Origin of the sequence: Fibrobacter sp. UBA3629, assembly GCF_002374005.1 — a bacterium.
GTDB lineage: Bacteria > Fibrobacterota > Fibrobacteria > Fibrobacterales > Fibrobacteraceae > Fibrobacter.
In genome coordinates this window covers 1-23750 of the sequence record NZ_DFLC01000033.1, presented here as the reverse complement: position 1 = coordinate 23750, position 23750 = coordinate 1, and the positions used below count along the sequence as shown (strand labels likewise).

The following is a 23750-nucleotide window of genomic DNA, read 5'->3' as shown; positions in this document are numbered from 1 at the left end:
TAATTTTCAATGAGAGAGAATATTATTTCTTGCGGGATTTCTTGGAAGATTTCGGAAGCATCGAGCCGAGGTCAATCTCGTTCTTGCCGCCGCGGCGCACGCCCCAGAGCAGGTCGCGCGTGATGTTCGATGCGGTCTTCTTGCCGACGATAATCTTCATGTGCAGGCGCGCGATGTAGACGCCCGTTCCCGCGAGGCGGCCGTTGTCCGAACGCATGTTCCAGGAGAGGAAGAGGTTGCCGTTGTTCACGAGGCATCCTTCTTCGCCGTAGACGGACTTGTCGGAGCACATGATGACGCCGGAGGACCCGCCCACGTAGTGGCCGAGGTGCGTGAAGTACTTTGTCTCGTACTGGAGCTTTACGTCGTCGGGTGAGACGAGGTTCAGGGTGCCGTCGCGGTACTGGTCGATATTGCTTGCCGTGATGGTGCCGTTCTTGATGGCCTCGATTACTTCGTCGCTCACGCCGTTTTTCTTGAGTTCCTTTTCGGTGATGGTCCCGTCGATGATATCCTGGAAGAGGCTCCCGATGTTCTTGTCGGCGGCGGACTTGATGTCGTAGACCGTGTCGCGGCTCGCCTCGATGCCGCTTTCCACGTATTCGTTGAAGAGCGCGAGGTCATCGCCTTTGAGCTTGGTCTTGTAGTTGTCGGCGGTGATGGTCCCTTCGAGAATCCCGTTGAACACTTCGTCGCTGAATCCGGTCACCTGGCTTTCCTTGATAAGCTCAATCAGCTGCGTGGTGGCTTCCTCGCGCGATATCTCCGTGACCGTGATGGTGGTGTCGTCCTTGCCCCCGTTCAGGAGTTCCGTGATGAGGGCGTCGAGTGCCGCAATCTCTTCGGCCGTCTGCGAGGAGATGAGTTCCGCGACATCGAAACCGATGAGGTGCCCATGGACGCCGAGAGAGTCGGAAACATACTTGGCGTCGACATCCTTGTTCGTGACGAGGAATGTTTGCGTCGTGGTCGTATCCTTGATAATCGGGTTGTCGGGATTGATTCCGCGGACATCGGGACCCGTGATTTCCATTTCCTGGTCGCCCGAGATTCTTACCTTCGGGGTGTACTTGTGCGGCTTGTTCTGGCTCATGTCTTCGGCGACATTGACGGTGGAGCCACCCACGCCGGGCACAAATCCGACGGAGTCTCCCACGGAGGGGACAATCGCGTCGTAGGTGGCCATGGAGAACAGGAGGTCCATCTTGCTCCGGTTGCTGCCGTTGTCGTATCCGATAGGCTTGTCCGGATCTACAACTTCGCCGGCGCGGACGCACACGTAGTTGAACATCTCCTTGTAGTAATCCTTGGTCTCGTCGGTGATGGCCTCGCTGAAGGTGAGGCTCAGCACGTGGCCGTTCTTCGTGATGCTCTTGACTGCCTGCGTGACAATCGGGTTCACGCCGTCTTCGAGCGGGTCCGCGTTGATGTGGAAGTTGTATTCCTTGCCGCCTTCGGTGTAGGTGAACCAGGTGTCGACGGCGCCCGTGTAGACGTCGTCCTTGCCGCCGGTGAACACGAGCGAGCTGAAGCCGCATGACTTGTAGGGCTCACAGGTCTCGCTGGAGACGATGGTGATTTCCGTATTGTTGTTGTGGGTCTTCCAGGCGCCTTTCTTCTGCACCGGGAATCCTTCGCCGAACGCGAACTTGAGCGAGTCGAGGCTGCTCTTGCCGCCGAGTTCCTTGTTGAACTTGATGCACACGCTGTCGCCCCGTCCGTCGCCGTTGCGGTCGAATATCTTGGCAGAGGTAATCCTCGGGATGGGCGGTTCCTTGAATATTAGGTTGCTCCATGTCGCCGCCGATGCCGCCGTTCCTTTGGCCTGCAAGGTCGCACCCGTAATGGGAGTGTTTGCGCGGACGTAGAAGGTCGCCCTTCCTGTAGAATCGAGAACGACCTTGCTGATGGGCTTGCCTTCTTCGTTGAGGATGCTCATCTGCGGGTCGGAGGAGGAGAGGCTGATGTTCTGGTTGTAGAGGGTGACTGTCGCCCACTCTTCCTCGAACATCACCTGCACCTTGTAGGTCTCGTAGGCCCATTCGCCAATCTGTAGCGTGTCGCCGAGAACCTGGGAGCCGAGCTCTTTCCAGTTTTCTGTCGCGAACACGAGCGTGGGAACCTTGTAGGGCGGAATGGTAATCCAGACTCCGGCCTTCTGTTCGGGATTGCTCTTGAGTGAAACTTCGAGATAGTAGTGGCCGGGGGCGAGCGCGTTGTTCTCCACGATGCGTGCGGAGTCGATGCTGAACTTGTCCCAGGTGTCCTCGATGTAGATGCCTTCGAACCACCACTCGCCGGTCTTGTCGAGCAGCACGCCCGCTTCGCCGAGGTTGCCGCCGGTGAGACGGTAGTTGGAGGGGCCTTCCACGGTATCGACCTGTGCGCCTTCGTTCATGTCGAAGTTGCAGGAGAGAGCGTCCTTCTTCACGATCTGCCACACGTCGTAGTTCTTGAGCAGTGGCGTCGAGCGCGTGTCGGTGAGGAATATGCTTGCGTCGGTGTGCAGGTCCATGGACGTGCGCATCATGAAGTTGGAAGAACCGGTGTGGCGTTCCACGTAGAAGATGTGGAACGGGTATTCCTGGCCCTCGACGAGCCCGAGCGTATCGAGGTTCACGGAGCCGCGCACCTGGCTGTGCTGTCCGCCGAGGTCGACCACCAGGCGCCTGTTGATGAACACCCACACGTCGTCGTCGCCGAAGAACTCGAATTCCTGGCCCTTCACGTATTCGAACTTCGCCTGCACCTTCATGGTGAAGCCGAAGTTGTGGTTCTTGCCGTCCTTGGCCTTGGTCCCCGTGTCGAAGAAGATGTTCTTTACGGTCTTCGCATCGTCAAGAAATTCAAAGTCGTCGAGCAGGAAGAACCCGCCTTCCTTGCTGCTGCCGTCCTTCTTGCCTTCCCAGAATCCCTTGTCGGTCAACTTGAGTTCCACGTCGCGGCAGGTGGCGTTCGTGTACTGCTTGCCGGCGGCGTCCTTGCCGATGACGAGGGGCTGGAACCAGTAGTCGAGGTGCTCGGTGAGGAGACAGTGCTCGGGGAAGTCGTGTGCGCGAACCGGTGCGCCGTTTGCGCCCAGCTGCTGTTCTACCATGCCCGACATGTAGCTTGTGTTGTGCTGGTCCTTCGCGTTGTTCTGGTAGTTGTTGTACGATCCGCTGCAGCCGCCGCTACCGAAGTCGTTGCTGATGGCGTAGATGGGGTCGTTGAAATAAACGTCCTTCGCGCCGTTCGCGTAGGGCTTGCTGTCCTTGCATTCTATTCCGTCGCATCCTTCACCGTGCAGCCAGTCGAACATCATCACCGAGAGGATCCTCACGGGGCACTCGCCCAGGCGGTTCGGATATGCCGCGTAGAGTTCGGGTGCGTCCACGGGGTTTGCGATAATCCACAGCGTGTCGCCTTTGGCCTTGAGCGTGTCGAGCGAAATCGGGGCCCCGACGGGGAGCGATCCGGACGGGACGATCTCGGGTCCGTCGGCAGTCACGTAGGTGTTGCCGATGGTCTGCTTGAAGGTCACCTCGAACCCGGAGGCGGGCGTGTCCTTCACCTTGGTCTCGAACCAGCCGCAGTAGTTCTTGACTGCGGTCATGATGGTTTCTGTTCCGTTGTAGATTAGGATAGCATTGGTATTGGACCAGTTCGGCATGAACCGGATTACCGTTGTTGAGCTGCGGCCACCCTCTGGCTGTGACATAGCGCACACTACCGCAAAAAGCGTCAACAATAAAACTCTAGTGATAGACTTGTACCACACGGTTGTTACTCCTTTAACATCCCATTAATAGACTATACCTTAAATATGCCTTATTGTAAACGAAAATGCAACCATATAATTGTTTACAACACAAGGAGATACACGAAAAATGGCCATTTTTCGTGTATCTTTGGTTAACAGAAATTTACAGTAGGGAAAAAAGGTTCCGTAATGCTACTTTTTCTTCTTTTCGTTCAGGATATCTCCCAGGTTGATGCCGTTGTTTCCTCCGCGGCGCACGCCCCACAGGAGGTCGCGCGTGATGTTCGTTGCGGTCTTCTTCCCGACGACGACTTTCAGGTGCAGGCGCGCAATGTAGGCGCCCGTTCCGACGAGCCGTCCGTCGTCGGCGCGCATGTTCCATGCGAGGAACAGGTTGCCCGGGTTCGCGAGGCATCCCGCGTCGCCATAGATTTCCTTGTCGGAGCAGAGGATGGATCCCGAGGATCCGCCCACGTAGTTGCCGAGGTGCGAGTAGTACTTGGTCTCGTAAACAAGCTTCACGTCGTCGGGCGTGACGAGCGAGAGCGTCCCGTCGCGGTAGCGGTCGATGTTGCTTGCGGTAATCGTCCCGTTCTTGATGGCCTCGATTACCTCTTCGCTCACGCCGTTCTTCTTCAGTTCTTTCGCGGAAATGGTCCCGTCGATAATGTCCTGGAACAGCGAACTGACATCCATGTCGGCCGCGGTCGTGATGTTCACGATGGTGTCTCGGCTCGCTTCGATTCCGCGCTGCACGTATTCTTCGAACAGCTGGAGGTCATCGCCTGTCAGTTTCTTCTTGTAGTTGCTGGCGTTGATCGTGGAATCCATGAACCCGGTGATGGCCTTGTCGCTAAAGCCGCTGATGGTGCTTGCCTGGATGGCCTCGATGAGCTGGGCGATGGATTCTTCCTTGGTAATCTCGAGCACAGTGTACGTGGTGTCGTCCTTGCCTCCGTTCAGCAGCGTTGAGATGAGGTTGTCGAGGCTCGCGATTTCTTCGGCGGTCTGGGTCGAGATGAGTTCGGCCACGTCGAAACCGACCAGGTGCCCCTGCACGCCGAGAGAATCGGAAACCTGTTTCGCGTCGGCATCCTTGTTGGTGATGAGCTTAGGCTGCGTGGTTGTCGGATCCTGCACGATGGGGTTGTCCGGCGAGAGCGGGAGCACGTCGGTTCCGGTAATCTGCATGTCCTGCTGTCCCGAGATGCGCACCATCGGGGTGTACTTGTGCGGTTTTACCCCGCTCATGTCTTCGGCGACATTCGTGGTGGAGCCTCCTACGCCGGGGACAAAGCCGACAGAGTCTCCTACGGAGGGAATCACCGCATCGTAGGTGGTCACGGTAAAGAGCAGGTCCATCGTGCTGCGGGAAGTCCCGTTGTCTATGCCCATGGGCTTTTCGGGATTGACCTGTTCGCCGCCACGCACGCAGACGTATCGGAACATGTCCTTGAAGTATTGCCTTGTCTCTTCGGTGATCGCCTCGCTGAAGGTGAGGCTCAGCACGTGGCCGTTCTTCGTGATGTTCTTGACGGCTTGCGTGACGATGGGGTTCACGCCGTCTTCGAGCGGGTCTGCCGCGATGTGGAAGTGGTAGCCCTTGCCGCCTTCGGTGTAGGTAAACCAGGTGTCGATGCTTCCGGTGTAGATATCTTCCTTGCCGCCGGTAAAGATGAGGGAACTGAATCCGCAGAGCTTGTAGGGTTCGCAGTTGTTGCTCGATACGATGGAAAGCTCGGTATTGTTGCTGGAGACCTTCCAGTTTTCTTTTGTCTGTACCGGGAAGCCTTCGCCGAATGCGAACTTGAGCGAGTCGAGGTTGTTCTTGCCGCCGAGCTCCTTGTTGAACTTGATGTGCAGGCTGTCGCCGCGCCCGTCGCCGTTGCGGTCAATGAATATCGCGCTGGAGATCCGCGGTATGGGAGGTTCCTTGAACACGAGGTCGGTCCATGTTGCCGCAGAAGATGCCGCCCCCTTCGCCTGTAGCGTCGCTCCCGTAACGGGTGCATTCGCGATGACGTAGAACGTGGCACGGCCCATGGAGTCGAGCACGACCTTGCTTATGGGCTTGCCGTTCTCGTCTACCGTCTTCATGTTTGGGTCGCTAGAAGAAAGGTTGATGTTCTGGTTGTAGATGGATACCTGCGCCCAGTCTTCCTCGAACATCACCTGCACCTTGTACATCTCGTATGCCCACTGGCCGATCTGTAGCGTGTCGCCCGAAATCTCCGATGAAAGGTTCTTCCATTCCTCGGTAGCGAACACGAGCGTGGGTACCTTGTACGGCGGGATGGTAATCCACACGCCGGTCTTCTGTTCGGGGTTGTTCTTGAGCGAGACCTCGAGGTAGTAGTGGCCCGGCGCAAGCCCGTTGTTCTCTACGATGCGTGCGGAATCGATGCTGAACTGGTACCAGTTGTTTTCGATGTAGATGCCCTCGAACCACATTCCCGCGGTATCGAGCATCACGCCCGCTTCACCGAGGTTGCCGCCGGTAAGGCGGTAGTTGGACGGGCCTTCCACGGTGTCGACGTCTGCAAGCTCGTTCGCGGAGAAGTCGCAACTGAGGGCGTCCTTCTTTACGATTTGCCATACGTCGTAGTTCTTGATATCCCGCGTGGAGCGCGTGTCGGTGAGGAATATGCTTGCCTCGGTGCGCAGGTCGATGGAGGTGCGCATCATGAAGTTCGACTGCGTCTGCTTGCGTTCGGCGTAGAAGATGTGGAACGGGTAGGTCTTGCCTTCGACAAGCCCGAGCGTGTCGAGGTCTACCGAGCCCGAAGCCTTGGTGTGCTGTCCGCCGATGTCGACCACCAGACGGTTGTTGATGAACACCCATACGTCGTCGTCACCGTTGAATTCGAAGTACTGGCCGGGCACGTATTCGAACTTCGCCTGGATTTTCATGGTGAAGCCGAAGTTGTGGAAGCCCTTGTTACCGTTGATGGAATCGTAATGCACGTTCTCGACCGTGCCGGCCTCGTCGAGCCAGCGGAAGTCGTCGAGGAAGAATAACCCGCCTTCCTTGCTGCCGTCGTCACGCTGGCCGAGCCAGAATCCGTCGTCGGTCAGTTCGAGTTCCAGGTCGCGGCATGTGGCGTTCGTGTATTTCTTGCCGTCTGCACCGGTGTTGATGACTTCGGGCAAAAACCAGTAGTCGAGGTGGGTCGCGTTCGTGCAGCTGGAGGGGAAGTCCCTTGCGCGGACCGGGACGCCGTTGCTGCCGAGCGTAGGCTCCACCATTCCCTTCGTGAGACCGCATCCGCTGTTGCCGAAGTCTTCGTTTGTGCCTTCGCCGTATTGGGGGACGCCGCGTGCCTCGTAGCCGTTTCGTCCGCCCCTGTTCGAGCCGTCGTACCAGTCGAACATCATCACCGAGAGCGTCTTGACCGGGCAGTCGCCCAGGCGGTTCGGGTATTTCGAGAACAGGTCAGGGGGTCCCGAGGGATTCCCGATAATCCATAGCGTGTCGTTCAGCGCGGCGACGCTGTCGAGGTTGATGGGAGTCCCGACGGGCTGCAGGTCGCGCGCCACCTTCTCCGGGCCTTCCGCGGTCACGTAAGTGTTTCCGATGGTCTGCTTGAACAAGACCTCGAAACCGCTTGCGGGGGCGTTCTTGACGGTCGCCTGGAACCAGCCGCAGTAGTTGTTGACTGCGGTCATGGGGGTCTCCGTGCCCTTGTAGTTCAAGATGGCGTTGGTGTTGGTCCAGTTCGGCATGAACCGGATAACGACAGTAGAACCGCCTGCGCCGGGTCCGGCGACAGACGATGACGACGCAACGTCGGCCGAGGAAGAACTCTTGTTCTTCCCGGGCTGTGACATGGCGCACATTGCCATGACAAGCGTCGACAAAATCACACGAGTGATAACCTTATACCACACAATAATCGCTCCTTATTACACATCCCAATCAAGTGGGGCGATACTATAAATATCGCTTATTTTGGGTAAAAATGCAACAGGAGGCAGGGTTCCAATTTAAAATAAGCGTGCAAAAAACGTGCATAAACAGCCTATTCATGTAAATAAAAGTTTACTGCGGGGCGAAGGGTGCCGTTTTTGGGACAGGTCCCCAATTTTTTCCGCGGTTAAAACCTACTTTTTACACGTTCAACAATCAGTTTTATTCCGGAGATATTCTATGAATCGAGTCTACCTGGTTGCTTCCGCAAATATGGAAGCCAAAGTCAAGGAAGTCGTCGACGCCGTTGCCGCCGCCGGCCTCAAGTCCGCCACCTACAAGCCCTGCGTGAACGGCGCCGAGGCAGTTGCCGAACTCAAGGAGCACAACTCCGCCGTGCTCATGGAAAAGATTGCCGCCGACTTCCTTAAGCAGGATTTCGATTCCGTGGATGCAGTCGTGGTGGAAGGCGCTGTTGGCATGAGCGACGTGATGGCCCAGAAGTTCAACGACACCCTCGCGACCGCGCTCGACGCGAAGATCTATTCCGATAGCGAGGATGCCGACCTGTTCTGCCCGTGCCGCCTGCTGCATTGCCCCAAGTGCCTTGCGAAGGACCTCGCCGCTGAACCTGCCGAACGCAAGACGAGCCAGGCGATGTTCCGTGCGGGCCTGCTCCTCAAGGCGTCCAAGGCGAAGAAGCGCATTGTGCTCCCCGAAGGTAGCGAACCGCGTACCGTGCAGGCAGCGAAGCTCGTAATCGACCGTGGTATCGCGGTTCCCGTGCTCGTGGGCAAGAAGGAAGAAATCCTGAAGGTCGCGAAGGAACAGGGCGTGCAGCTCCCGGCTGACATCGAAATTATTGAACCGAGTGCGGAACTCGCCGAAAAGTACGTTCCGACGCTCGTGGAACTCCGCAAGTCGAAGGGCATGACCGAAGACCAGGCCCGCGCGGCTCTTGCAGATAACGTAATGCTCGGCACCATGATGCTCAAGATGGGTGAAGTCGACGGCCTCGTTTCCGGTGCCATCCACTCTACCGCCGATACACTGCGCCCTGCCCTGCAGGTTATCAAGTGCGCCCCGGGCGTCAAGTCCGTGAGCTCCGTGTTCTTCATGTGCATGCCTGGCAAGACTTACATCTACGGCGACTGTGCCATCAACCTGAACCCCACCGCCGAGGAACTCGCGGGAATCGCCATGCAGTGCGACGACACCGCTAAGGCCTTCGGCCTTCCCAGCCGTGTCGCGATGCTCAGCTACAGCACCATGAACAGCGGCAAGGGCCCGGATGCGGACCTCGTGCGCGAAGCGACCAAGATTGTGAAGGAAGCCCGCCCCGAGATGCTCGTGGATGGCCCGCTCCAGTACGATGCGGCGACTGTGCCGAGCGTTGGGTCTCTCAAGGCCCCGGGCAGCACCGTCGCCGGTCACGCGACCGTGTTCGTGTTCCCGAGCCTCTCTGCGGGTAACATCGGCTACAAGGCCGTGCAGCGTAGCGCCCAGGGCACCATCGCCATCGGCCCCATGCTCCAGGGGCTCGCGAAGCCGGTGAACGACCTCAGCCGTGGCGCCCTCGTGGAAGACATTGTCTACACCATCGCCCTCACCGCCGTGCAGGCTGGTTAAGAGCTAGCGACCGCTCATCCTAGTGCAAAGCTTAAAAGCACCGCTTTGATGAAAACCCCGAAAGTTGGATACAACTTTCGGGGTTTTCATCACGTTTGCTACCGGCTTTTCTGTTGGGTAAATGGCTTTGGCGATCGTCTAGCGGATCTTGTTTATCAGGCCGGCTGCGGTTTCGATAAAGATGATGAATATGGAGATGAATATGAAGATGAAGGCACCGACTGCCATGAGGCCGAATTTTATGATAATGTTGAAGAAGGTGCCGGCAATGTCCGATTCCCTGCGGGTTTCGGTGTGACCGTCCATGAATGTGGTCTTTACGATATAGTCATCGGCAAAGAGCTTGGCTGCAAGTCCAGCGCCGAAGAACGTGCTTGCCAATGAAAAACCGACTTTGCGCACCCATTCGAGGATCTTGTTGCGGGTGCGGCTGCGCGTCATTTCGTAACCATAGGGGTAACCGGTCCAGATGTAGAGGCCGATGAGAACGGCAAGGAGGATGATGAAAACCAGGTAGGTTGTGGCGCTGGATTCTGAACTCTTGATGTATCGATTTTCATCCGCGATGACACTGGCTTTGATTTGCTGGAAGTTCATCGCGGCAATGCTGTCGAAAATGGCACGGCTCTGGTTCATGTCTTTTGTGTTGTATTCAATTTGCTTTTGGATTGCATTCTTGCTGGAGTCGGTGGTGGCCGTTTCAAGAGACTTATTGAGGGTCTTCAGGTTCTTTTCGCACTCGAGGTAGTTGTTTTTATACGAGGCCAGCTTGTTCGCTTTCCATTTGTTTGCAGAGACGAAGAGTTCAGTGTATTTGAAGTGCGTTCCGCTCTTTTCCCAAGAGATGGTGGTGTCGTTTTCGGTCCAGGCTTCGACTTTTGCGATGGTGTCTTTTGCTGTTTGGACCGAGTCCTGACTGCTGCTGCGTGCCCATAGGAAAAGAAGGGCCAAAAGGATGACGCCACAAATAAGGCTAAACTTCCATGTGCGATGACGGGCGTAGGACCACTGTACGATATCGTTTAGCTGGTCGAATTTTTCGACGAATGCCGGGTCTTGGGCGTTGTCGGCAGCAGCTTCGGCTTGTCCCAGAAGTTCTGCCATGCGGTCGGTCTCTTTCTTGTTGACCGGGTACATATTTTCTTCTGTTACAATGCCGCTTTCGCGTTCCTTGGCCTTGATAAGGGAAGAGGTGAAGGCGGCCTCATGGAGTAGTTCCATGGCTTTTTGGTTGGTAGCGTTTCCTTCCATAATATGTGTCTCCTGGGGAAAAGTTGGAATTTCTGCTGTATAATAAATATAATTTAATTCTACCGCAATGAATACTTATGTTTTCAGTTATTTGACGCGTTCAGCGTCCGTGGCTGCGGCTCGGAAACAGGTCTGCAAGCAGTCTTGTTACACTTGTATTGTTCAAAAAAGAGATTATCGGTCTCCGGAGATGAAGGTCGTTGAACTTCGTCAACAAGCAAACCTGTTGGAGGATAGCGACCGGACTCCTGGCTGGGATGGCCAGTTTAATTGACGCTTTGCCCTATTTCTTGTCGAGCTTGGCGTTAATCTTCTTCTTGAGCTCTTTCAGCTGCCAGCGGCCGCGCTTGTCTTCCATGAAATAGTTTGTCCGGATACCGCGGGAAAGACCGCGTTCGATAAGGTCGAGCGCGTCGGCATAGCGTTTCTGGTCAAAGCGAAGCTCTGCAAGGAAGAAGTAGTTGTACAAGTCTTTTGGGTCCTTTTCCAGCGCCATGGTCAGGTATTTGTCGGCGAGGTTCTTGTCGGGCCATGAAAGGACTAGCGGAATGTAGGGCAGTACGAAATGCGCGCGTCCGAGCACCTGGTAGTCCTCGGCAGCGGTCGCGACATCGCGGACCTTGGCGGCGACGCCGTCCTTTACGGCCTGCAGCGGATTCTTGTCGGCACCCCACATGGAAAGGGCGGATGCATAGATGTGTGCGATTTCCTTGTTTTTCGGGAACTTGCCGTAGGCATCCTCGCTGGCAGTCTTGAGCGAATCGAGCTTTCTCGCGCGCTTGCTCTTGTCGAAGGGCACGAACCGGAACGAGAAGAAAAGACTTTTCACGTAGCCTTCGGTGGCGGCTTCTTCGACCGAGGCGTCGCTGGTGGCCTTGTGATAGGCGTCGATCATGAGTTTCGCATTATGCGAATCGGCCTTGTCTCCCTTGGCTCGTTCCGCCCTGGCCGCATAGCACGAATCCGCAAAACGGAGATCCTCGTTTGCGAACGCGGCACTGGCTGCCAATGCGAATACGAATAAAGTCTTGAAGCCGATTCCCATGGGGTCCTATACTTTCCAGGTTTGCAGGAGCTTGTTGACCTGCGCTATCCGCCCCTTCTCTTCGTCTGTACCGTGGTATGTCTTGAACAAAATATTGCGGTATTCCATGAGCGAGGTGCGGATGAGGAGTCTTTCTTCTTTTTTCAGCATGCGGTAAAGTTAATAAAAATACGTTTACTTGTTGCCTTTGCCCTTGCCGGAGAAATAGTCCTGCTGGCGTGTGGCGCCGAGAACGGCGTGCCATAGTGTTCCGTTCGGGTCAATTTTCTTCCTTTCGTTTACGGCGTATTCGATAGGCACGTGGCTGAACTGTTCGTTCATGCTGCCCACCACCATGTCGGTCTTGCCGGCCATGCCTGCGTGCACGGCGCTTTCAGCAAGTTGGAAGCAGAAAATGGCGTCGGTTCCTTTCGCGGGGATGCTTCTCACCATGTAGCTCGGGTCGAAATACTTGATGTTCACTTCCTTGCCGACCTTCTTGAAGTGTTCGTTGATTTTGCGCGTGAGGAACTCGCCGATGTCGTTCTTGAGGATGTTCCCGCTGGCGTCGCGGCGTTCTTCCTGGTCCTTGAATAGTTCCTGTCCGGCGCCCTCGGCGACAGCGATGACGGCGTGCGTCTTGCCGCTTGCGTAGCGGCTCTCGAGAGCCTTGAAGAGGCCTTCCAGCGTGAAGGGTACTTCGGGAATGAGGCAGAAGTTCACGACGGTCGTTGCAAGGGCGGCATAGGCGGCGATAAAGCCCGAGTCGCGGCCCATGAGCTTCACGAGACCGAGCCCGTTGAACGCCCCGTTCGCTTCGTTGTGAGCGCTCGTTATCACGTCGGTCGCGGAGAGCACGGCGGTTTCGAAACCGAACGTGCGGTCGATGAGATTCAGGTCGTTGTCGATGGTTTTCGGGATGCCGATAACCGAGATGGGCTGCCTGCGCTTCTTTACTTCTTCGGCAATGGCATGCGCCCCGCGAAGTGTTCCGTCGCCGCCGATGCAGAACAGAACGTTGATGTTGAGTCGCATCAGGGTGTCTACCATGATGGCGGGTTCCTGCGTGCCGCGGGAACTTCCGAGGATGGTGCCGCCGTCTTCCTGGATGGAGTCCACGACATCCGGGTTCAGGACGATGGGCGAGTATCCGTAGGCGGGGTTGAGTCCGCGATAGCCGTAGGGAATGCCGAAGATGTTGCGGACGCCGTAGTCGAACCACAGCACCTGTACCAGGCCCTTGATGACATTGTTGAGGCCGGGGCAGAGGCCTCCGCAGGTGACGATTCCCGCGCGTGTCCAGGCGGGGTCATGGAAAATGGTCTCGCGCGGGCCGGCCGCTTCGAGCGAGGGAATGGCGATGCCTTTCTCGTAAAATTCATGGATGCGCTTTACATCCGTGGTGAGGCTAATGCGGTCTTCTTCCGAAACGAACTGTATGCCCTTCATGGGCGACCGAAGTGTCCCCTTGCCGACGGTCTCGATGGAGAGGTCGTACTGGTCCGGGTTCTGGAGAATGTCTTCCTGTGTCATTGCCTAATCCTTGTTGCGTTCTGAGGTTCCTTTAGCGGAACCTACCTTAAAATACAAAAAAAGGGCCTAGACGGATGCGGGCGGGAAGTGTATTTTCGTCCTCAATCCGGGCCCCGCGTTCTCGAGTTCGATGGTCATTCCCGAAAGTGCGCAGAGTTTTTTCACCATGGAAAGCCCGATGCCCGTGCCCTTGGTTTCGCGCGTCATCTCGTTTTCGACGCGGTAGAATTCCTGGAACACCTTTTTCATTTCGGAAGGCGGAATGCCGGGGCCGTAATCGCGCACGGCGAGGTACACGTGGTTCCCTTCCTTCTTGAGTTCGATGACGATCATCTTGTAGTCGGCATTCTTCGAGAACTTGAGCGAGTTGTCCACCAGGTTCATGAGAATCTGCATTACGGCATCGCGGTCCATCATGAGCGAGACTTCGCTTGCGCTTGTATCGCAGGTGACCGTAAGCGAGAACCCGTTCTTCTCCACGTTGCGCGTGTAGGTGGCGACGAAATCGTCGAGGACGGCCTTGGGCCTGTCTTGCCGCAGCTGTACGGTCCAGCGGTTTCCGTCGAGTTTGGACAAGTTAAGCACGTTCTGGATGAGCCTCGTGAGTCGTTCCGCTTCGCTTGCGATGAGGTTGTAGTACTTGTGCCGCTTTTCCTCGTTCGCCACCCACGAATTCTGCAGCAGCTCTGCGTACATCTTTATCGAGGTTAGCGGAGTCTTGAGCTCGTGGCTCACCGCCGAGATAAAGTCCTGCCTCTTCTGGGCGAGGTTGAGCTGGCTCTGGGTGAGCCGGTAAATCGAGACGAGGCCGCCCCCGAGCAACAGGAACATGATGCCGCCGATGAGGATGAGCAAGTTCCCGTTCGATATGACCTGGCCGTGGTCGCTGGATTTCTCGGCGTCCTGGTCGATATACATGGCGAGGGTGATGCCGTCAAGCGGTTCGGCAAGCGGTTCCTCGAACACCTTGAGGGTCTTGTTGTTCCTGTCGCCAAACGAGATGACCTGTTCACCCTTCTTGAAGAACCGGAGCGAGAGGTGGTTGTCGCTGTTCTCGTACTCGCTGATTTCGAGGCTTACGATGCTCTTCAGGTATTCGCGGATGTCGACGACGAAACCTTGTACGAAGTTTTCTTCGCCGCGCAGCACGTTCCTGTAGAAAACGATGTGGCGGCTGTCCAGTTCGACCTGGAACGATTCGATGGAGATGTCCATCGTGCCGACATAGGGGAATATGCGGTAGAGACCGGATGTATCCCTCTTGGCCGATTCAACGTTGAATGCGAACTGCTCCTGCTCGGACGTCCTTTCCACGCGCGTCTTCCGTCCCTTCTTGCGCTTGGAGAGGTCCACTTCGTTTGCGAGCTGGTCGAGCGCGCTCGAGTTCTTGAGTGAATCCTGCGCGGTCGCCTTTTTGTTCTTGATACCCATGTCGCGGACAATGAACTTGAGCTTGTTCTGGAGGGACTCGCGTACTTCGCGGTTTTCGAGCTGCACTTGGCCGAGCACACCTGCCGGCAGATAGGGCGTGCTGAAAACGCCGTCCGGGTCTATCTGGAAATGCCCGATCAATCCTGTGTACTGGCTACAGTAGTCGTTCTTTGTGGAGTCGTTGTCGCACGAAACTACGGGGTAGTTCAGGGCTAGGTCGGAATAGGTCGGCTGTTCGCCCGCCGAGATGGTCTTTGCGACCTTGATGAAGCGGTATTCCATGAACGACCGCTTGTTTTCGATGGAGAGGTCGTCCTTGATGCGGTTGTTCGCCATCTTCAGCACCTGGTTCGCGTGCATGGCCCACTCGGCCTTGGTGTCGTCCTGCATGTGCAGGTACGAGTCATAGAGGAGCCCCGCGATGGGCACCGCTATGACAACGAAGATGGCAACGAATATTGCAATTAAGCGGTTTTTGTGCATTCAGGCGTCGACCGCATCTGGTAACCTTCGCCGCGGAACGTGACCAGGAGCTTCGGGTGCGAGGGGTCGTCCTCGATCTTTTTGCGCAACTTGGTGATGTGGATATCCACGGTGCGCGTATCCACGGATTCGGCATTCTCGTAGCCCCAGACTTCACGGAGCAGCTCCGAGCGGGGCACTGCGTGGTCGCGGTTGTTCCAGAGGTATTCGAGGATTTCGATTTCCTTGCGGGTGAATGCGAGTTCTTCCTTGCCGCGCGTTCCTGCGTATTCGCGGAAGTTCACGCGGAGGTTGCCGGCGGCGAGCTTGCCTTCGTTTTCCAGCGACTGCCTGCTCCTGCGGAGTACCGCTTCGATGCGGGCGAGCAGCATGGGGACGGAGAACGGCTTCGGGATGTAGTCGTCGGCGCCGAACTTGAGGCCGTTGATGATGTCCTCGTCGGTGTTCTTTGCCGAGAGGATGATAATGGGGAGGCTTCTGTCTTTTTCGCGAATCTTGTCACAGACTTCGAAACCGTTCATTCCAGGGAGCATCACGTCGAGGAGGACTAGCCCGTATTGCCCGGAGAGGGCTTCGGAAAGGCCGCTTTCGCCATCGGCCACGTGCTTTACGTTGTAGCCGTTGAGTTCGCAGAGATCCACGAGACCTTCGGCAATTGCAATTTCGTCTTCAACAATGAGGATGCTTGTGCTGCTTGGATTGAGAGCCATCTTTGATTCCTTTGTATTCCTTCCTTAAAATTAAAGTGCAAAGCCGACGCCGACTTCGGCGGCCATCCTGCCCGGTTCGACTTCTTCGGGGAAGTCTCCGCCAAAGTAGTACTTGAAGTTTGCATATGCGGCGATCGGGATGATGGGGAGCTTGGCACGCACGCCAACGAGGATATGTCCGCCGATGCTGGTCTTGAGACCTTCTTCGAGGGCGGCATCCTGCAGGTTCTCGACCATGGCGTCAGAGACAGTCTTCATGATGTCGGCCTGGTCGGGCATCGCCATGGAAGTCGGGTCTGCGGATGGGTCGAGCAGCTTGGTCGGGTCGCTCATGATGTCGTTAACCTTCTTTTCCGCTTCGTCCTTGAAGGTGTCGATGAGGGTCTTGTAGGTGTCACCGACGACGCGCTTCGTGAACTTCTGGTTCAGGATGAACGTGTTCATGTAGTAGGTGAGACCGCCGCCGATGTAGGGGCGGATGATGGGGATGAACGTGATGGGGTAGGTAATGGAGATGTCGCCGTTCATCTGCACGAACTTCGGGTTCGCCTTGCCGAACGGGGTCCCGCCAAGTTCGATTTCGAGGTCAATCTGCTTGTAGTCTTCCAGCTTGTATTCTTCGCCGGAGCCCATGCCCATGGCGCTCTTGAGGGCGAGGCTCGGGTCGAGCATGAACAGCGATGCGTCGTAGGAGCCGAACTGGATGTTGAATGTCGCTTCCACGTCGATGATGGGGAGGATGTCCACCCACACCTTGAAGCCGAAACCGTGCATCATCTCGTTGAAACCACCGTGCCACAGCTTGACTTCGCCCGCATCGGAAACGTCGACGCTGTTGCCGAACCTGTCTGGGGTGGCCGAGAAACCGGTCATCTTCGTCCCGAAATTGGGGGTGTAGTGAGCACCGATGCCGATGATGGCAAAAGACTGTGTTGCAAGCAGGGCGCCTGCCGCAAGGACTGCTTTGAAGTTCATATAGACTCCTTGGATTGACTTTCAAACTTGAAACTAGAAAAAAAAATCAAAAAACGGACACTCGAATGTCCGAAAAAACAAGAAAATGGGCCAGAAGCCTTCTTTCCGAGTCCTTTTATCGGATAAATAGGATATTTATCACACTTTTCGTATCATTTTTCTCTGACAATGTGAAAAAAAGTATATATTACTATCTATTAAGATGCTAGGGTGACCCCTGATGCGGTTTGGCAGGGGTAGCCGGTGTATCGCAAGATGTTTGAAAGAAGGTGTGATATGCGAAATATCGCAAAATACATAATTCTCCTCGGTTGCCTGGTCGGCCTCTCGTTCGGGGCTCCATCGCGAACGGAGACCAAGCGCGACGCTTCCCGTGCGTATGACGAATTGGATGGGGTGGAAAGGCCCGCCCCGAAGACGGCTCCCGCACAGAGGACCCAGCAGCAGGCGGTGGCTCCGGCATCGGCCCAGAGGCCGGTTTCGCAGTCGAATTCCTCCTATGCGGGGGACTTCCACATGCCTACAATTCTCGTCGTCCCGGCCCAGAAGGCAAAGGGCATGAGTGATTTGCAGGCTTTCCAGAGCAACCCCAACAACCGCATGGCGACCGAAGCCATCAACAGCTATTTGACACAGCGCCAGTACGAAGTCAAGTCCCTGCAGGGCCAGGAGACATTGAACGAGGTCATCCAGATGCAGCAGGATATCGCCGAGACGGACGAGGACCTCTCCTATCTTGCAAGTCTTGCTCTCGGTGCCGATATCTACGTCAAGTTTGCGGCATCCATCGAAAAGGGAGTCGTGCTGATTGAGCTGAGCGCCTACGAGGCCGCGACCGCGCGCCTTCTGGGAAGCCAGACGAGCCAGGCCATGGTTTCGGGAAATTCCCGTGGCGAAATTGCTGACGCAGTCTTTGCCGCCGCTACACGCGCCATGCCTGGCCTCGAGAAGAAAATCAAGGGTTACTGGGAAGTGGACCGTAAGAACGGCGTGCAGTACAAGGTCATCATGAAACTCCAGGGAGAGTTCGATGAACAGCGTGTCGAGGATATCCAGGATGACGTAGATCAGCTCCTGAAGAAGGCTTTCAAGCGTGTTAGCGTGAACGTGATGACATCGAAGACTATCGACCTGACCGTATTCGCGGACATGAACAAGTTCGCCGATTCGCAGGAAGTCTACAGCTACGTCCGTCGCGGCATGAAGGGTTCGGTGACAGTCAAGAAAATCAACATCACCAAGAAACTTATTCTTATCGAGTTGAAGTAAGATGAACATCAAGAAAATTGCGATTTTGCTGTTGTCGTTCTCTGTTGCTGCTTTTGCTGGCAAGGTCATTACCTATACGGCATCTTCTGCCGTATCGCAGGAAGAAGCGAATAATACTGCGATGGCCGGTGTCGCAAAGCAGGTTTCATCGACGGTCAAGACCGATGACAAGCTCTATACGGAGGATGTGTCCGCTGGAGGCAAGGAGAAGATTTCGCAGACCTATACGTCCAACAAGAACGTGAAGACTGATGTCGACCTCAAGTGGATCAAGGTGACTCCGCTCCCGAAGGAAGGCAAGCGCTTCCGCGCGACGGCCACGCTCGATATCGACGAGATGACGAACAACATCCGCCTGCAGATGGCGACGGCAAAAGAAAAGCTCGAGAAATTTGAAGCTGCCGGCCGCGCCGCCCTGGACGCTTCCCGCTATGACGAGGCTGCGCGCAACCTCGCCGCGGCAGAGGCTCTCCTGCAGCCGTATGCGCAGTTGAAGGCTGAACTTGCCAAGGTCTTTACCCTGAATGAATCGTTCAACCTGAAGCACAATCTTCCCGGTCTCAAGGCCGCTATCGCATCGCGCCTCGCGAACATCAGCGTGCAATCCGTACCGGCGCGCCTGGTTATCGACAAGGATATCATCACCGACTTGAACGTGACGGTTACGGATGCGAATGGAATCGTGACGGATTTCCCGCTGAAGGCCGTGCAAAATGGCAAGACGCTCGCCGAACGTCGCACCCAGGATCAGGGCGTTGCCGTGTTCACGATCCAGAATGTGGAATTCGGTGCTGGCCAACATACCTTGACCTTGGTTCCCAACTTCCCGAAAGATATCTTGAAGGCGGCCGGGATGGCCCAGGGCTTTGTGGTCCAGTACGAGGTTAAGCTGCCGGCATGCAATGTGCGCCTTGACTGCAAGGGCAATGCAGACGGATGCAAGGCGCTTACCGACCAGATGGCCAAGCAATCCATCTTCGTCGGAAACGATTCCCGCTACCCGCTCCTCGCCGCGGAGGTAAAGTCGACTCCCAAGAGTTCCCTGAACCAGCTCCTGTCATTTGATGTCGCCATCTCCGTTTCCGGTGACAGGGTCAGCTTCTCGAAGAGTTCCAAGGGTGTCGGGAAGACGGAAAGCGAAGCCGTTTCCAAGGCTATCGGCAAACTCAAGTTCAAGGAACTGGAACAGCAGGTCAAGGCTACCTGCGGAAAGTAAAACGAGAAACTTCGGCAAGCGTGAGCTTGCCTCGCGCATACACATGCGTAAGCGATGAAAAAAAATTTTGGCATGCAAGAGCTTGCCTCGTATATACAATAAAGGACGCCATCCGGCGTCCTTTGCAGTTTCTTCGTGTGCACCCGCGGTGCTTTGACGATTACTTCTTTTTCTTCTTGCCGCTAGCGTCGAGCGTAATCTTGACGGTTTCTTCACCCTTCACGGTCACGAGCATTTCGGCGGACTTGCGGTTGGAGCATTCTGCGCGCACGAGGTGGTCGCCTGCGTCGAGGTTGTGGATGGTGAGAGCTGCGCCGTCGGTCTTGTCGGAGTTTTCGCCGTCGACATAGATAAGGCACTTGCCCGGAATGGTCGTCACTTCGATGTGGCCCTTCGGGATCTTGGTGCCGTAGTCGAAGGTGTTGCGCTTGTCCTTGCCCGGCCACACGTTCACGCGCTGGTTCACCAGTTCGTAGCCCTGGTCGATGACGATGAGGGTCTGGCGACCGGACTGCACCTGCATGTTCTCGATGGGGCTCTTGCCGAGGAGTTCGTTACCCAGGTACACTTCGCTGTTGGGCGGGTTCGTGATGATGGTAACGGTTGCGGGCTTTCCGCGGGGAGGCGGGTCGTCGTCTGCGACAGCGGCCGAGACAAGGAATGCCACCAAAAGGGCGAGGATGTAAAGTTTCTTCATTAGTGTTACTCCTATTTACGTTTACCCCTAAAATATAAAGTTTTCCTTGAAGTGGGAAGAGTTTTATAATATTTTGTAGGTAAAATTCTTTTAAGAGACACCCAAAAGCCAATTTTTATGAAAGCCCTATACCAGAAAATCCGCATTCTGAGCGGCAAGAACTACGGCCTGTACAAGAGCCTCGCTGAAAAACCATGGGATTTTGGCGACTTTGTGCTGGAATTTATCCATGTGCAGGGAGATCCGTATGCGCCGCCTTCGAGGGTTATTCTCAAAGCGGCTCTTTCGACGCTCGGGTATGCGTCGGAATGGGGCGGTAGCTTTGAACGCAGGCTCGCGCTGAGCGATTTTCTATACCGTAAACTGGGACGCCTGGTGCAGGAAAGGTTCCCCGGGAAAGATGCCGCGGTCCTGTTCGATTCTGCCGGACCCGAGATGTTGGTGCGGAATAGCCTTTGGATAGACAATGGCGAAATTCGTGTGTGCTTGCAGGTGAGGCTCCCGGGCGAGGGCCGCAAGATTCAGGCGGAACCTGCGGCGGAAATCTTGACGATGGTCCTGCCTGACCTTGTGTCGGCGGGGCTGTATTTCAGCAAGGCGGACGAACCCCAGATGCTGGAACACTACCGTGTGCTTGCCGAACGCAAGGAAATTCTGGAGCAGCTCGATACTCGCGGGCTTTGCGCGTTCGTGCCCGACGGGGCGGTTCTTCCGAGGGCTTCGGGCCTGAGCGAAATGCCTCTAGAGGGAGCCGTGCCGTTTGCCTCGCCTGCGGAGATGGCTGTGACTCTGGATGTTTGCGGACGCAAAATTCGCGGCATGGGAATCCCCAAGGGAATTTCGGTTATTACCGGCGGCGCGTTCCACGGGAAATCCACGTTGTTGCAGGCCTTGACGCGGGCGGTGTACCCGCATGTGCCGGGTGACGGTCGCGAGGGAATCGTGGTTGACGAGACTGCGCTCCGTGTGGGTGTGGAAGACGGGCGCAGCGTTCGCGGTACGGACCTCTCGATGTTTGTCCGCGACTTGCCGGGTGGCATCAGCACGAAGGATTTCAATACGCTGTCGGCCTCGGGTTCCACGAGCGAGGCGGCGAACCTTCTCGAAGCCATGGAGGCGGGTGCAAGAACATTCTTCATCGACGAGGATTCCTCTGCGGTGAACTTCTTGATTCGCGACATGCGCGTACGCAAACTGCTGGGCGACGAGCGCGAGCCGCTTATCCCGCTGACCGACCGCATTCGCGAGCTCGCTTCTGCGGGCATGAACTTTATTCTTGTCGCGGGCGCCTGCGGTGACTATCTTGACCTTGCAGACAACATAATTGTAATGGCAAATTACAGGGCGGAGTGCGCCAGGTTCAATGAAGCCGCGGCTGCTCTGGTGCCCGCCGGGATGCCGGTGAAGCGCCCCTTTGTTGCCTACATGCAGCCCCTTCAGAAATTTGTACGTCCGGCCTCTGCCGTGGAACGCCAGGTGAAGGTGAAGCTTGTGGGCGATACGCTTTTGCAGATAGGCTTCCTTGTGGCCGACACATCGAGACTTGTGACGCTGGTAGATAAACAGCAACGTTTCGGTGCCGGTTTCATGCTTTTGAACATGCTCCAGAATGCCGCGAGCAATGCCGAGGGAGACTCGCCTGTCGATTCTGTCGCAGGTGCGGCGCAGAAACTTTGCGACACGATTTGCAATGTCGGGTTTCGCAACTTGCCGCAAGGCATGAGCCGCGAGATGAGCCTGTCCCGTGCCGTCGATATCGCCTGCGTGGCGTTCCGACTGACCGCTGCAAAACGCTGACGAATTACATTCATAATCTGCAACGTTGATATATATTCTAATAGAGTCTTCGAGTTGTTTTCGGGGCCTCCTATTAGTTTTTCGGTAAGGTGTGATCATGTCCAGAGGAGAAAAGCTTTGTTTAGTTCTATTTAGCCTTGTGCTGCTTGCACAGGTGGCTTATGCTGCCGATTCAAGTTTGGAAAAGGCCAAGCGCGATGCCATTTACGGGTATTCCTCGGAAAGGGCTGTCGAGGAACTGGAACGCCTCGCGCCGCCTGCCGGTTTTGTTCTCCTTTCTTATGAAGAGGAATTCCTCCTGTACAGCAGGGCTATCCAGGATGCCGATGCCATAGACAAGCCGAAGTATTGGGAGCATATAGATTTTCTGCTCGCGAAACACGATTCCATTGTGGCGGTCCGCGAAAAACTGCAGGTTGTTGGTGGGGAATGTCTGCTCGAAAAGCGTCATCTGGCCATCAACGTGAACCATCGCGATTTACGGTTTGCCATGGCGGTGAGGAATGTCCCGCGCGAGACGCGCGAATTTTACGGCATATACCTGGAACGCCTCGCGCTGAACTATGGCGGTGGCGAACCGATGGACTATAGCAATTCTATTGCGGAGTGGAATGAATTTCGCAAACGCTATCCCGGTAGCCCTTACCTTGGTTGGGTGCCTCCAGCAAGCCCCGAGACGGCGAAGGCTGCCGAGGATCAGCATCTGTCCGTGGCTCCCAAGTGGATGCACTGGACGCTGCTTGGCGGGTATTCCTATGCGATGTATTCCGGAGGATTGGAAAAAATACTGGAGCCTTCGACCGGGTTCAACATCATGGCCGAATGGCAGATGTCGCGCATCCTGTTCCTGCTCCAGGTTGGTTCTATTTCCGGTGACGACTTCAGTCATTTTTCCATGGCGCTGTCTGGCGGTTTTGCCTTCATGGAATGGAAATATTTCTCGGCGGATGTGATATTCGGGATGGTCGGTGAAAATTTGAAAATGAAAGATGTAGACGATATTCCGTCGTCAAAAACTATGCTCGTTGGCGTGCAGGTCGATGGCTTCATTCCCGTGACGAATGTCCTTGATATCGATATCCGGGCGCAGTTCTCCTTGCGCTATTCCTCCTTCGAGATCGACGGTCGCAACAAGGGCGGCCTGGTCGAGGTGTTGAATCTTTCTGCCGGGGTCCATTTCGGTGCGCCCAAAAGGAGTGGACGATGAAAAAGTTTACTGCTCCTTTGTTTGTGATTATGTTGTTCTTAATGACGTGTGTGCTGAGTGGCTGTACCACGGTAATGAAACTCGCCGTTGACTGGATGAACTACACGCAAGATTCCTACTATAGGGACCATGTGCCGGCTGGCGGCTGGGTGGATCCCGAATGGGACGGAGTCCCGCGCAGTGTTACGGTATTGTATTCCGAGCCTATGTTCGACGGGTATTTGTCGTTCAAAAAAGAGTGGCCTGAATACGGCGGCAATTTCAGCGGCTGGTTCAAGCAGCAGATGGATTATGCCGCGGCGACGCTTAGCGTCCGTGCGGAAGTAATGAGCGTCGATGATTCTGCGTTTGCGCTGGAACGGCGCGCCCAGTGGCATCGCTATGGCGCAGATGCGGATTCGGTCGAGGTGCCGGTGCTTCGCGAAAAATACAGGGATGACGTGGAAGAAGTCGCGGTGGTGATATCGCCAGTCGTCATTGTTGCAAGCGAACGTGCTGATACAACGGGTGTAAAAACGGTGAAGGCCCAGTATTCCATTACCGATGTCAAGCGCGGCAAGGTTCTTGCGTACGGCAAGGTGGACGTCCGGGGTGAAATGGGACGTACGGCGAATGTTAGTTTGTCTGAAAAACTCCTGCATCTGGTTGTGAAAGGTTCTCCGTTGGAGCAAGTTCGTTTGTCTCCCATGGAAAACAACGGCGAAAGGCCGCAAAAAAGGAGCGTCTGGAAGGAGTAGGGGCTTTTTTTCGTGGTGTGCGGTTGTTTTTTTGCGCTTTCGACTCCCTTGAAACGGTCTTGTACACTAGATTTTTGTGAATTATTTGTTGATAGAGGGTTTTTAAACTGGTTTTTACCCGTTTTTTCAAAAAAAGTGAAAA

General features: G+C 55.7%; 16 protein-coding genes. 6 read left to right on the top strand and 10 right to left on the bottom strand.

Annotated elements, in window-relative coordinates:
- Window positions 1–22 precede the first annotated feature (22 nt).
- Both B2310_RS10300 and B2310_RS10295 read right to left on the bottom strand, forming a co-directional pair.
- Window positions 23–3700, bottom strand: coding sequence for a fibro-slime domain-containing protein (locus tag B2310_RS10300; RefSeq protein WP_290731191.1), 3678 nt, complete (start codon window positions 3698–3700; stop codon window positions 23–25).
- 234 nt (window positions 3701–3934) lie between these two features.
- Window positions 3935–7630 (bottom strand): fibro-slime domain-containing protein, encoded by a 3696-nt coding sequence (locus tag B2310_RS10295; protein WP_290731188.1) that lies wholly within the window; start codon window positions 7628–7630, stop codon window positions 3935–3937.
- Window positions 7631–7889: 259 nt separating this feature from the next.
- Here B2310_RS10295 and pta point away from each other — a divergent pair, with 259 nt between their 5' ends.
- Complete coding sequence (pta, locus tag B2310_RS10290) at window positions 7890–9278, top strand: phosphate acetyltransferase (RefSeq protein ID WP_290731185.1); 1389 nt, start codon at window positions 7890–7892, stop codon at window positions 9276–9278.
- 138 nt (window positions 9279–9416) lie between these two features.
- Here the strand turns inward: pta and B2310_RS10285 are convergent, their stop codons facing one another.
- The 7 genes from B2310_RS10285 to B2310_RS10255 form a co-directional block, all read right to left on the bottom strand.
- Entirely contained in the window at window positions 9417–10529 is a 1113-nt protein-coding gene (locus B2310_RS10285; RefSeq protein ID WP_173382090.1) for a hypothetical protein, read from the bottom strand.
- Window positions 10530–10812: 283 nt separating this feature from the next.
- Window positions 10813–11574: a hypothetical protein gene (locus tag B2310_RS10280; protein ID WP_290731182.1), complete on the bottom strand. Its 762-nt coding sequence runs from the start codon at window positions 11572–11574 to the stop codon at window positions 10813–10815.
- A 6-nt stretch (window positions 11575–11580) separates the two neighbouring features.
- Window positions 11581–11724: a hypothetical protein gene (locus B2310_RS10275; protein ID WP_173366001.1), complete on the bottom strand. Its 144-nt coding sequence runs from the start codon at window positions 11722–11724 to the stop codon at window positions 11581–11583.
- A 24-nt stretch (window positions 11725–11748) separates the two neighbouring features.
- Window positions 11749–13086: an ATP-dependent 6-phosphofructokinase gene (locus B2310_RS10270; protein WP_173366002.1), complete on the bottom strand. Its 1338-nt coding sequence runs from the start codon at window positions 13084–13086 to the stop codon at window positions 11749–11751.
- Between the two features lie 66 nt (window positions 13087–13152).
- Window positions 13153–15000, bottom strand: a complete 1848-nt coding sequence (locus B2310_RS10265; RefSeq protein ID WP_173366003.1) for a sensor histidine kinase — start codon at window positions 14998–15000, stop codon at window positions 13153–13155.
- Window positions 14982–15710 carry a response regulator transcription factor gene (locus B2310_RS10260; RefSeq protein WP_173366004.1) on the bottom strand — a complete coding sequence of 243 codons (729 nt, stop codon included), beginning with the start codon at window positions 15708–15710 and terminating at the stop codon, window positions 14982–14984. The genes B2310_RS10265 and B2310_RS10260 overlap by 19 nt, the downstream gene beginning before the upstream one ends.
- Before the next feature lie 30 nt (window positions 15711–15740).
- Window positions 15741–16685 (bottom strand): hypothetical protein, encoded by a 945-nt coding sequence (locus tag B2310_RS10255; protein WP_290731178.1) that lies wholly within the window; start codon window positions 16683–16685, stop codon window positions 15741–15743.
- A 276-nt stretch (window positions 16686–16961) separates the two neighbouring features.
- Between B2310_RS10255 and B2310_RS10250 the strand changes: the two genes are divergently transcribed.
- Window positions 16962–17954 (top strand): DUF6175 family protein, encoded by a 993-nt coding sequence (locus B2310_RS10250; protein WP_173382092.1) that lies wholly within the window; start codon window positions 16962–16964, stop codon window positions 17952–17954.
- A 1-nt stretch (window position 17955) separates the two neighbouring features.
- The gene (locus B2310_RS10245; RefSeq protein ID WP_290731175.1) at window positions 17956–19170 is read left to right on the top strand and encodes a hypothetical protein; all 1215 of its coding nucleotides are present in this window, start codon (window positions 17956–17958) and stop codon (window positions 19168–19170) included.
- Window positions 19171–19330: 160 nt separating this feature from the next.
- On the opposite strand, the gene B2310_RS10240 is transcribed toward B2310_RS10245, so the two are convergent.
- Window positions 19331–19867: a PEGA domain-containing protein gene (locus B2310_RS10240; protein WP_173366008.1), complete on the bottom strand. Its 537-nt coding sequence runs from the start codon at window positions 19865–19867 to the stop codon at window positions 19331–19333.
- Between the two features lie 117 nt (window positions 19868–19984).
- On the opposite strand from B2310_RS10240, the gene B2310_RS10235 reads away from it, so the two are divergent.
- From B2310_RS10235 to B2310_RS10225, 3 genes are all read left to right on the top strand, one after another.
- On the top strand, window positions 19985–21664 hold the full coding sequence (locus tag B2310_RS10235) for an ABC-ATPase domain-containing protein (RefSeq protein ID WP_290731171.1): 1680 nt from the start codon (window positions 19985–19987) through the stop codon (window positions 21662–21664).
- A 139-nt stretch (window positions 21665–21803) separates the two neighbouring features.
- Window positions 21804–22871 carry a hypothetical protein gene (locus tag B2310_RS10230; RefSeq protein WP_290731169.1) on the top strand — a complete coding sequence of 356 codons (1068 nt, stop codon included), beginning with the start codon at window positions 21804–21806 and terminating at the stop codon, window positions 22869–22871.
- Window positions 22868–23608 carry a hypothetical protein gene (locus tag B2310_RS10225; RefSeq protein ID WP_290731166.1) on the top strand — a complete coding sequence of 247 codons (741 nt, stop codon included), beginning with the start codon at window positions 22868–22870 and terminating at the stop codon, window positions 23606–23608. The genes B2310_RS10230 and B2310_RS10225 overlap by 4 nt, the downstream gene beginning before the upstream one ends.
- The last annotated feature ends 142 nt before the right edge of the window (window positions 23609–23750 follow it).

Excerpts from the sequence above, each read along its gene's own strand:
- B2310_RS10225 (WP_290731166.1), top strand. The coding sequence starts at position 22,868 with ATGAAAAAGTTTACTGCTCCTTTGTTTGTGATTATGTTGTTCTTAATG.
- B2310_RS10260 (WP_173366004.1), bottom strand. The coding sequence starts at position 15,710 with ATGGCTCTCAATCCAAGCAGCACAAGCATCCTCATTGTTGAAGACGAA.
- B2310_RS10240 (WP_173366008.1), bottom strand. The coding sequence starts at position 19,867 with ATGAAGAAACTTTACATCCTCGCCCTTTTGGTGGCATTCCTTGTCTCG.
- pta (WP_290731185.1), top strand. The coding sequence starts at position 7,890 with ATGAATCGAGTCTACCTGGTTGCTTCCGCAAATATGGAAGCCAAAGTC.
- B2310_RS10300 (WP_290731191.1), bottom strand. The coding sequence starts at position 3,700 with ATGTCACAGCCAGAGGGTGGCCGCAGCTCAACAACGGTAATCCGGTTC.
- B2310_RS10235 (WP_290731171.1), top strand. The coding sequence starts at position 19,985 with ATGAAAGCCCTATACCAGAAAATCCGCATTCTGAGCGGCAAGAACTAC.
- B2310_RS10280 (WP_290731182.1), bottom strand. The coding sequence starts at position 11,574 with ATGGGAATCGGCTTCAAGACTTTATTCGTATTCGCATTGGCAGCCAGT.
- B2310_RS10250 (WP_173382092.1), top strand. The coding sequence starts at position 16,962 with ATGCGAAATATCGCAAAATACATAATTCTCCTCGGTTGCCTGGTCGGC.
- B2310_RS10255 (WP_290731178.1), bottom strand. The coding sequence starts at position 16,685 with ATGAACTTCAAAGCAGTCCTTGCGGCAGGCGCCCTGCTTGCAACACAG.
- B2310_RS10285 (WP_173382090.1), bottom strand. The coding sequence starts at position 10,529 with ATGGAAGGAAACGCTACCAACCAAAAAGCCATGGAACTACTCCATGAG.
- B2310_RS10245 (WP_290731175.1), top strand. The coding sequence starts at position 17,956 with ATGAACATCAAGAAAATTGCGATTTTGCTGTTGTCGTTCTCTGTTGCT.
- B2310_RS10275 (WP_173366001.1), bottom strand. The coding sequence starts at position 11,724 with ATGCTGAAAAAAGAAGAAAGACTCCTCATCCGCACCTCGCTCATGGAA.
- B2310_RS10265 (WP_173366003.1), bottom strand. The coding sequence starts at position 15,000 with ATGCACAAAAACCGCTTAATTGCAATATTCGTTGCCATCTTCGTTGTC.
- B2310_RS10270 (WP_173366002.1), bottom strand. The coding sequence starts at position 13,086 with ATGACACAGGAAGACATTCTCCAGAACCCGGACCAGTACGACCTCTCC.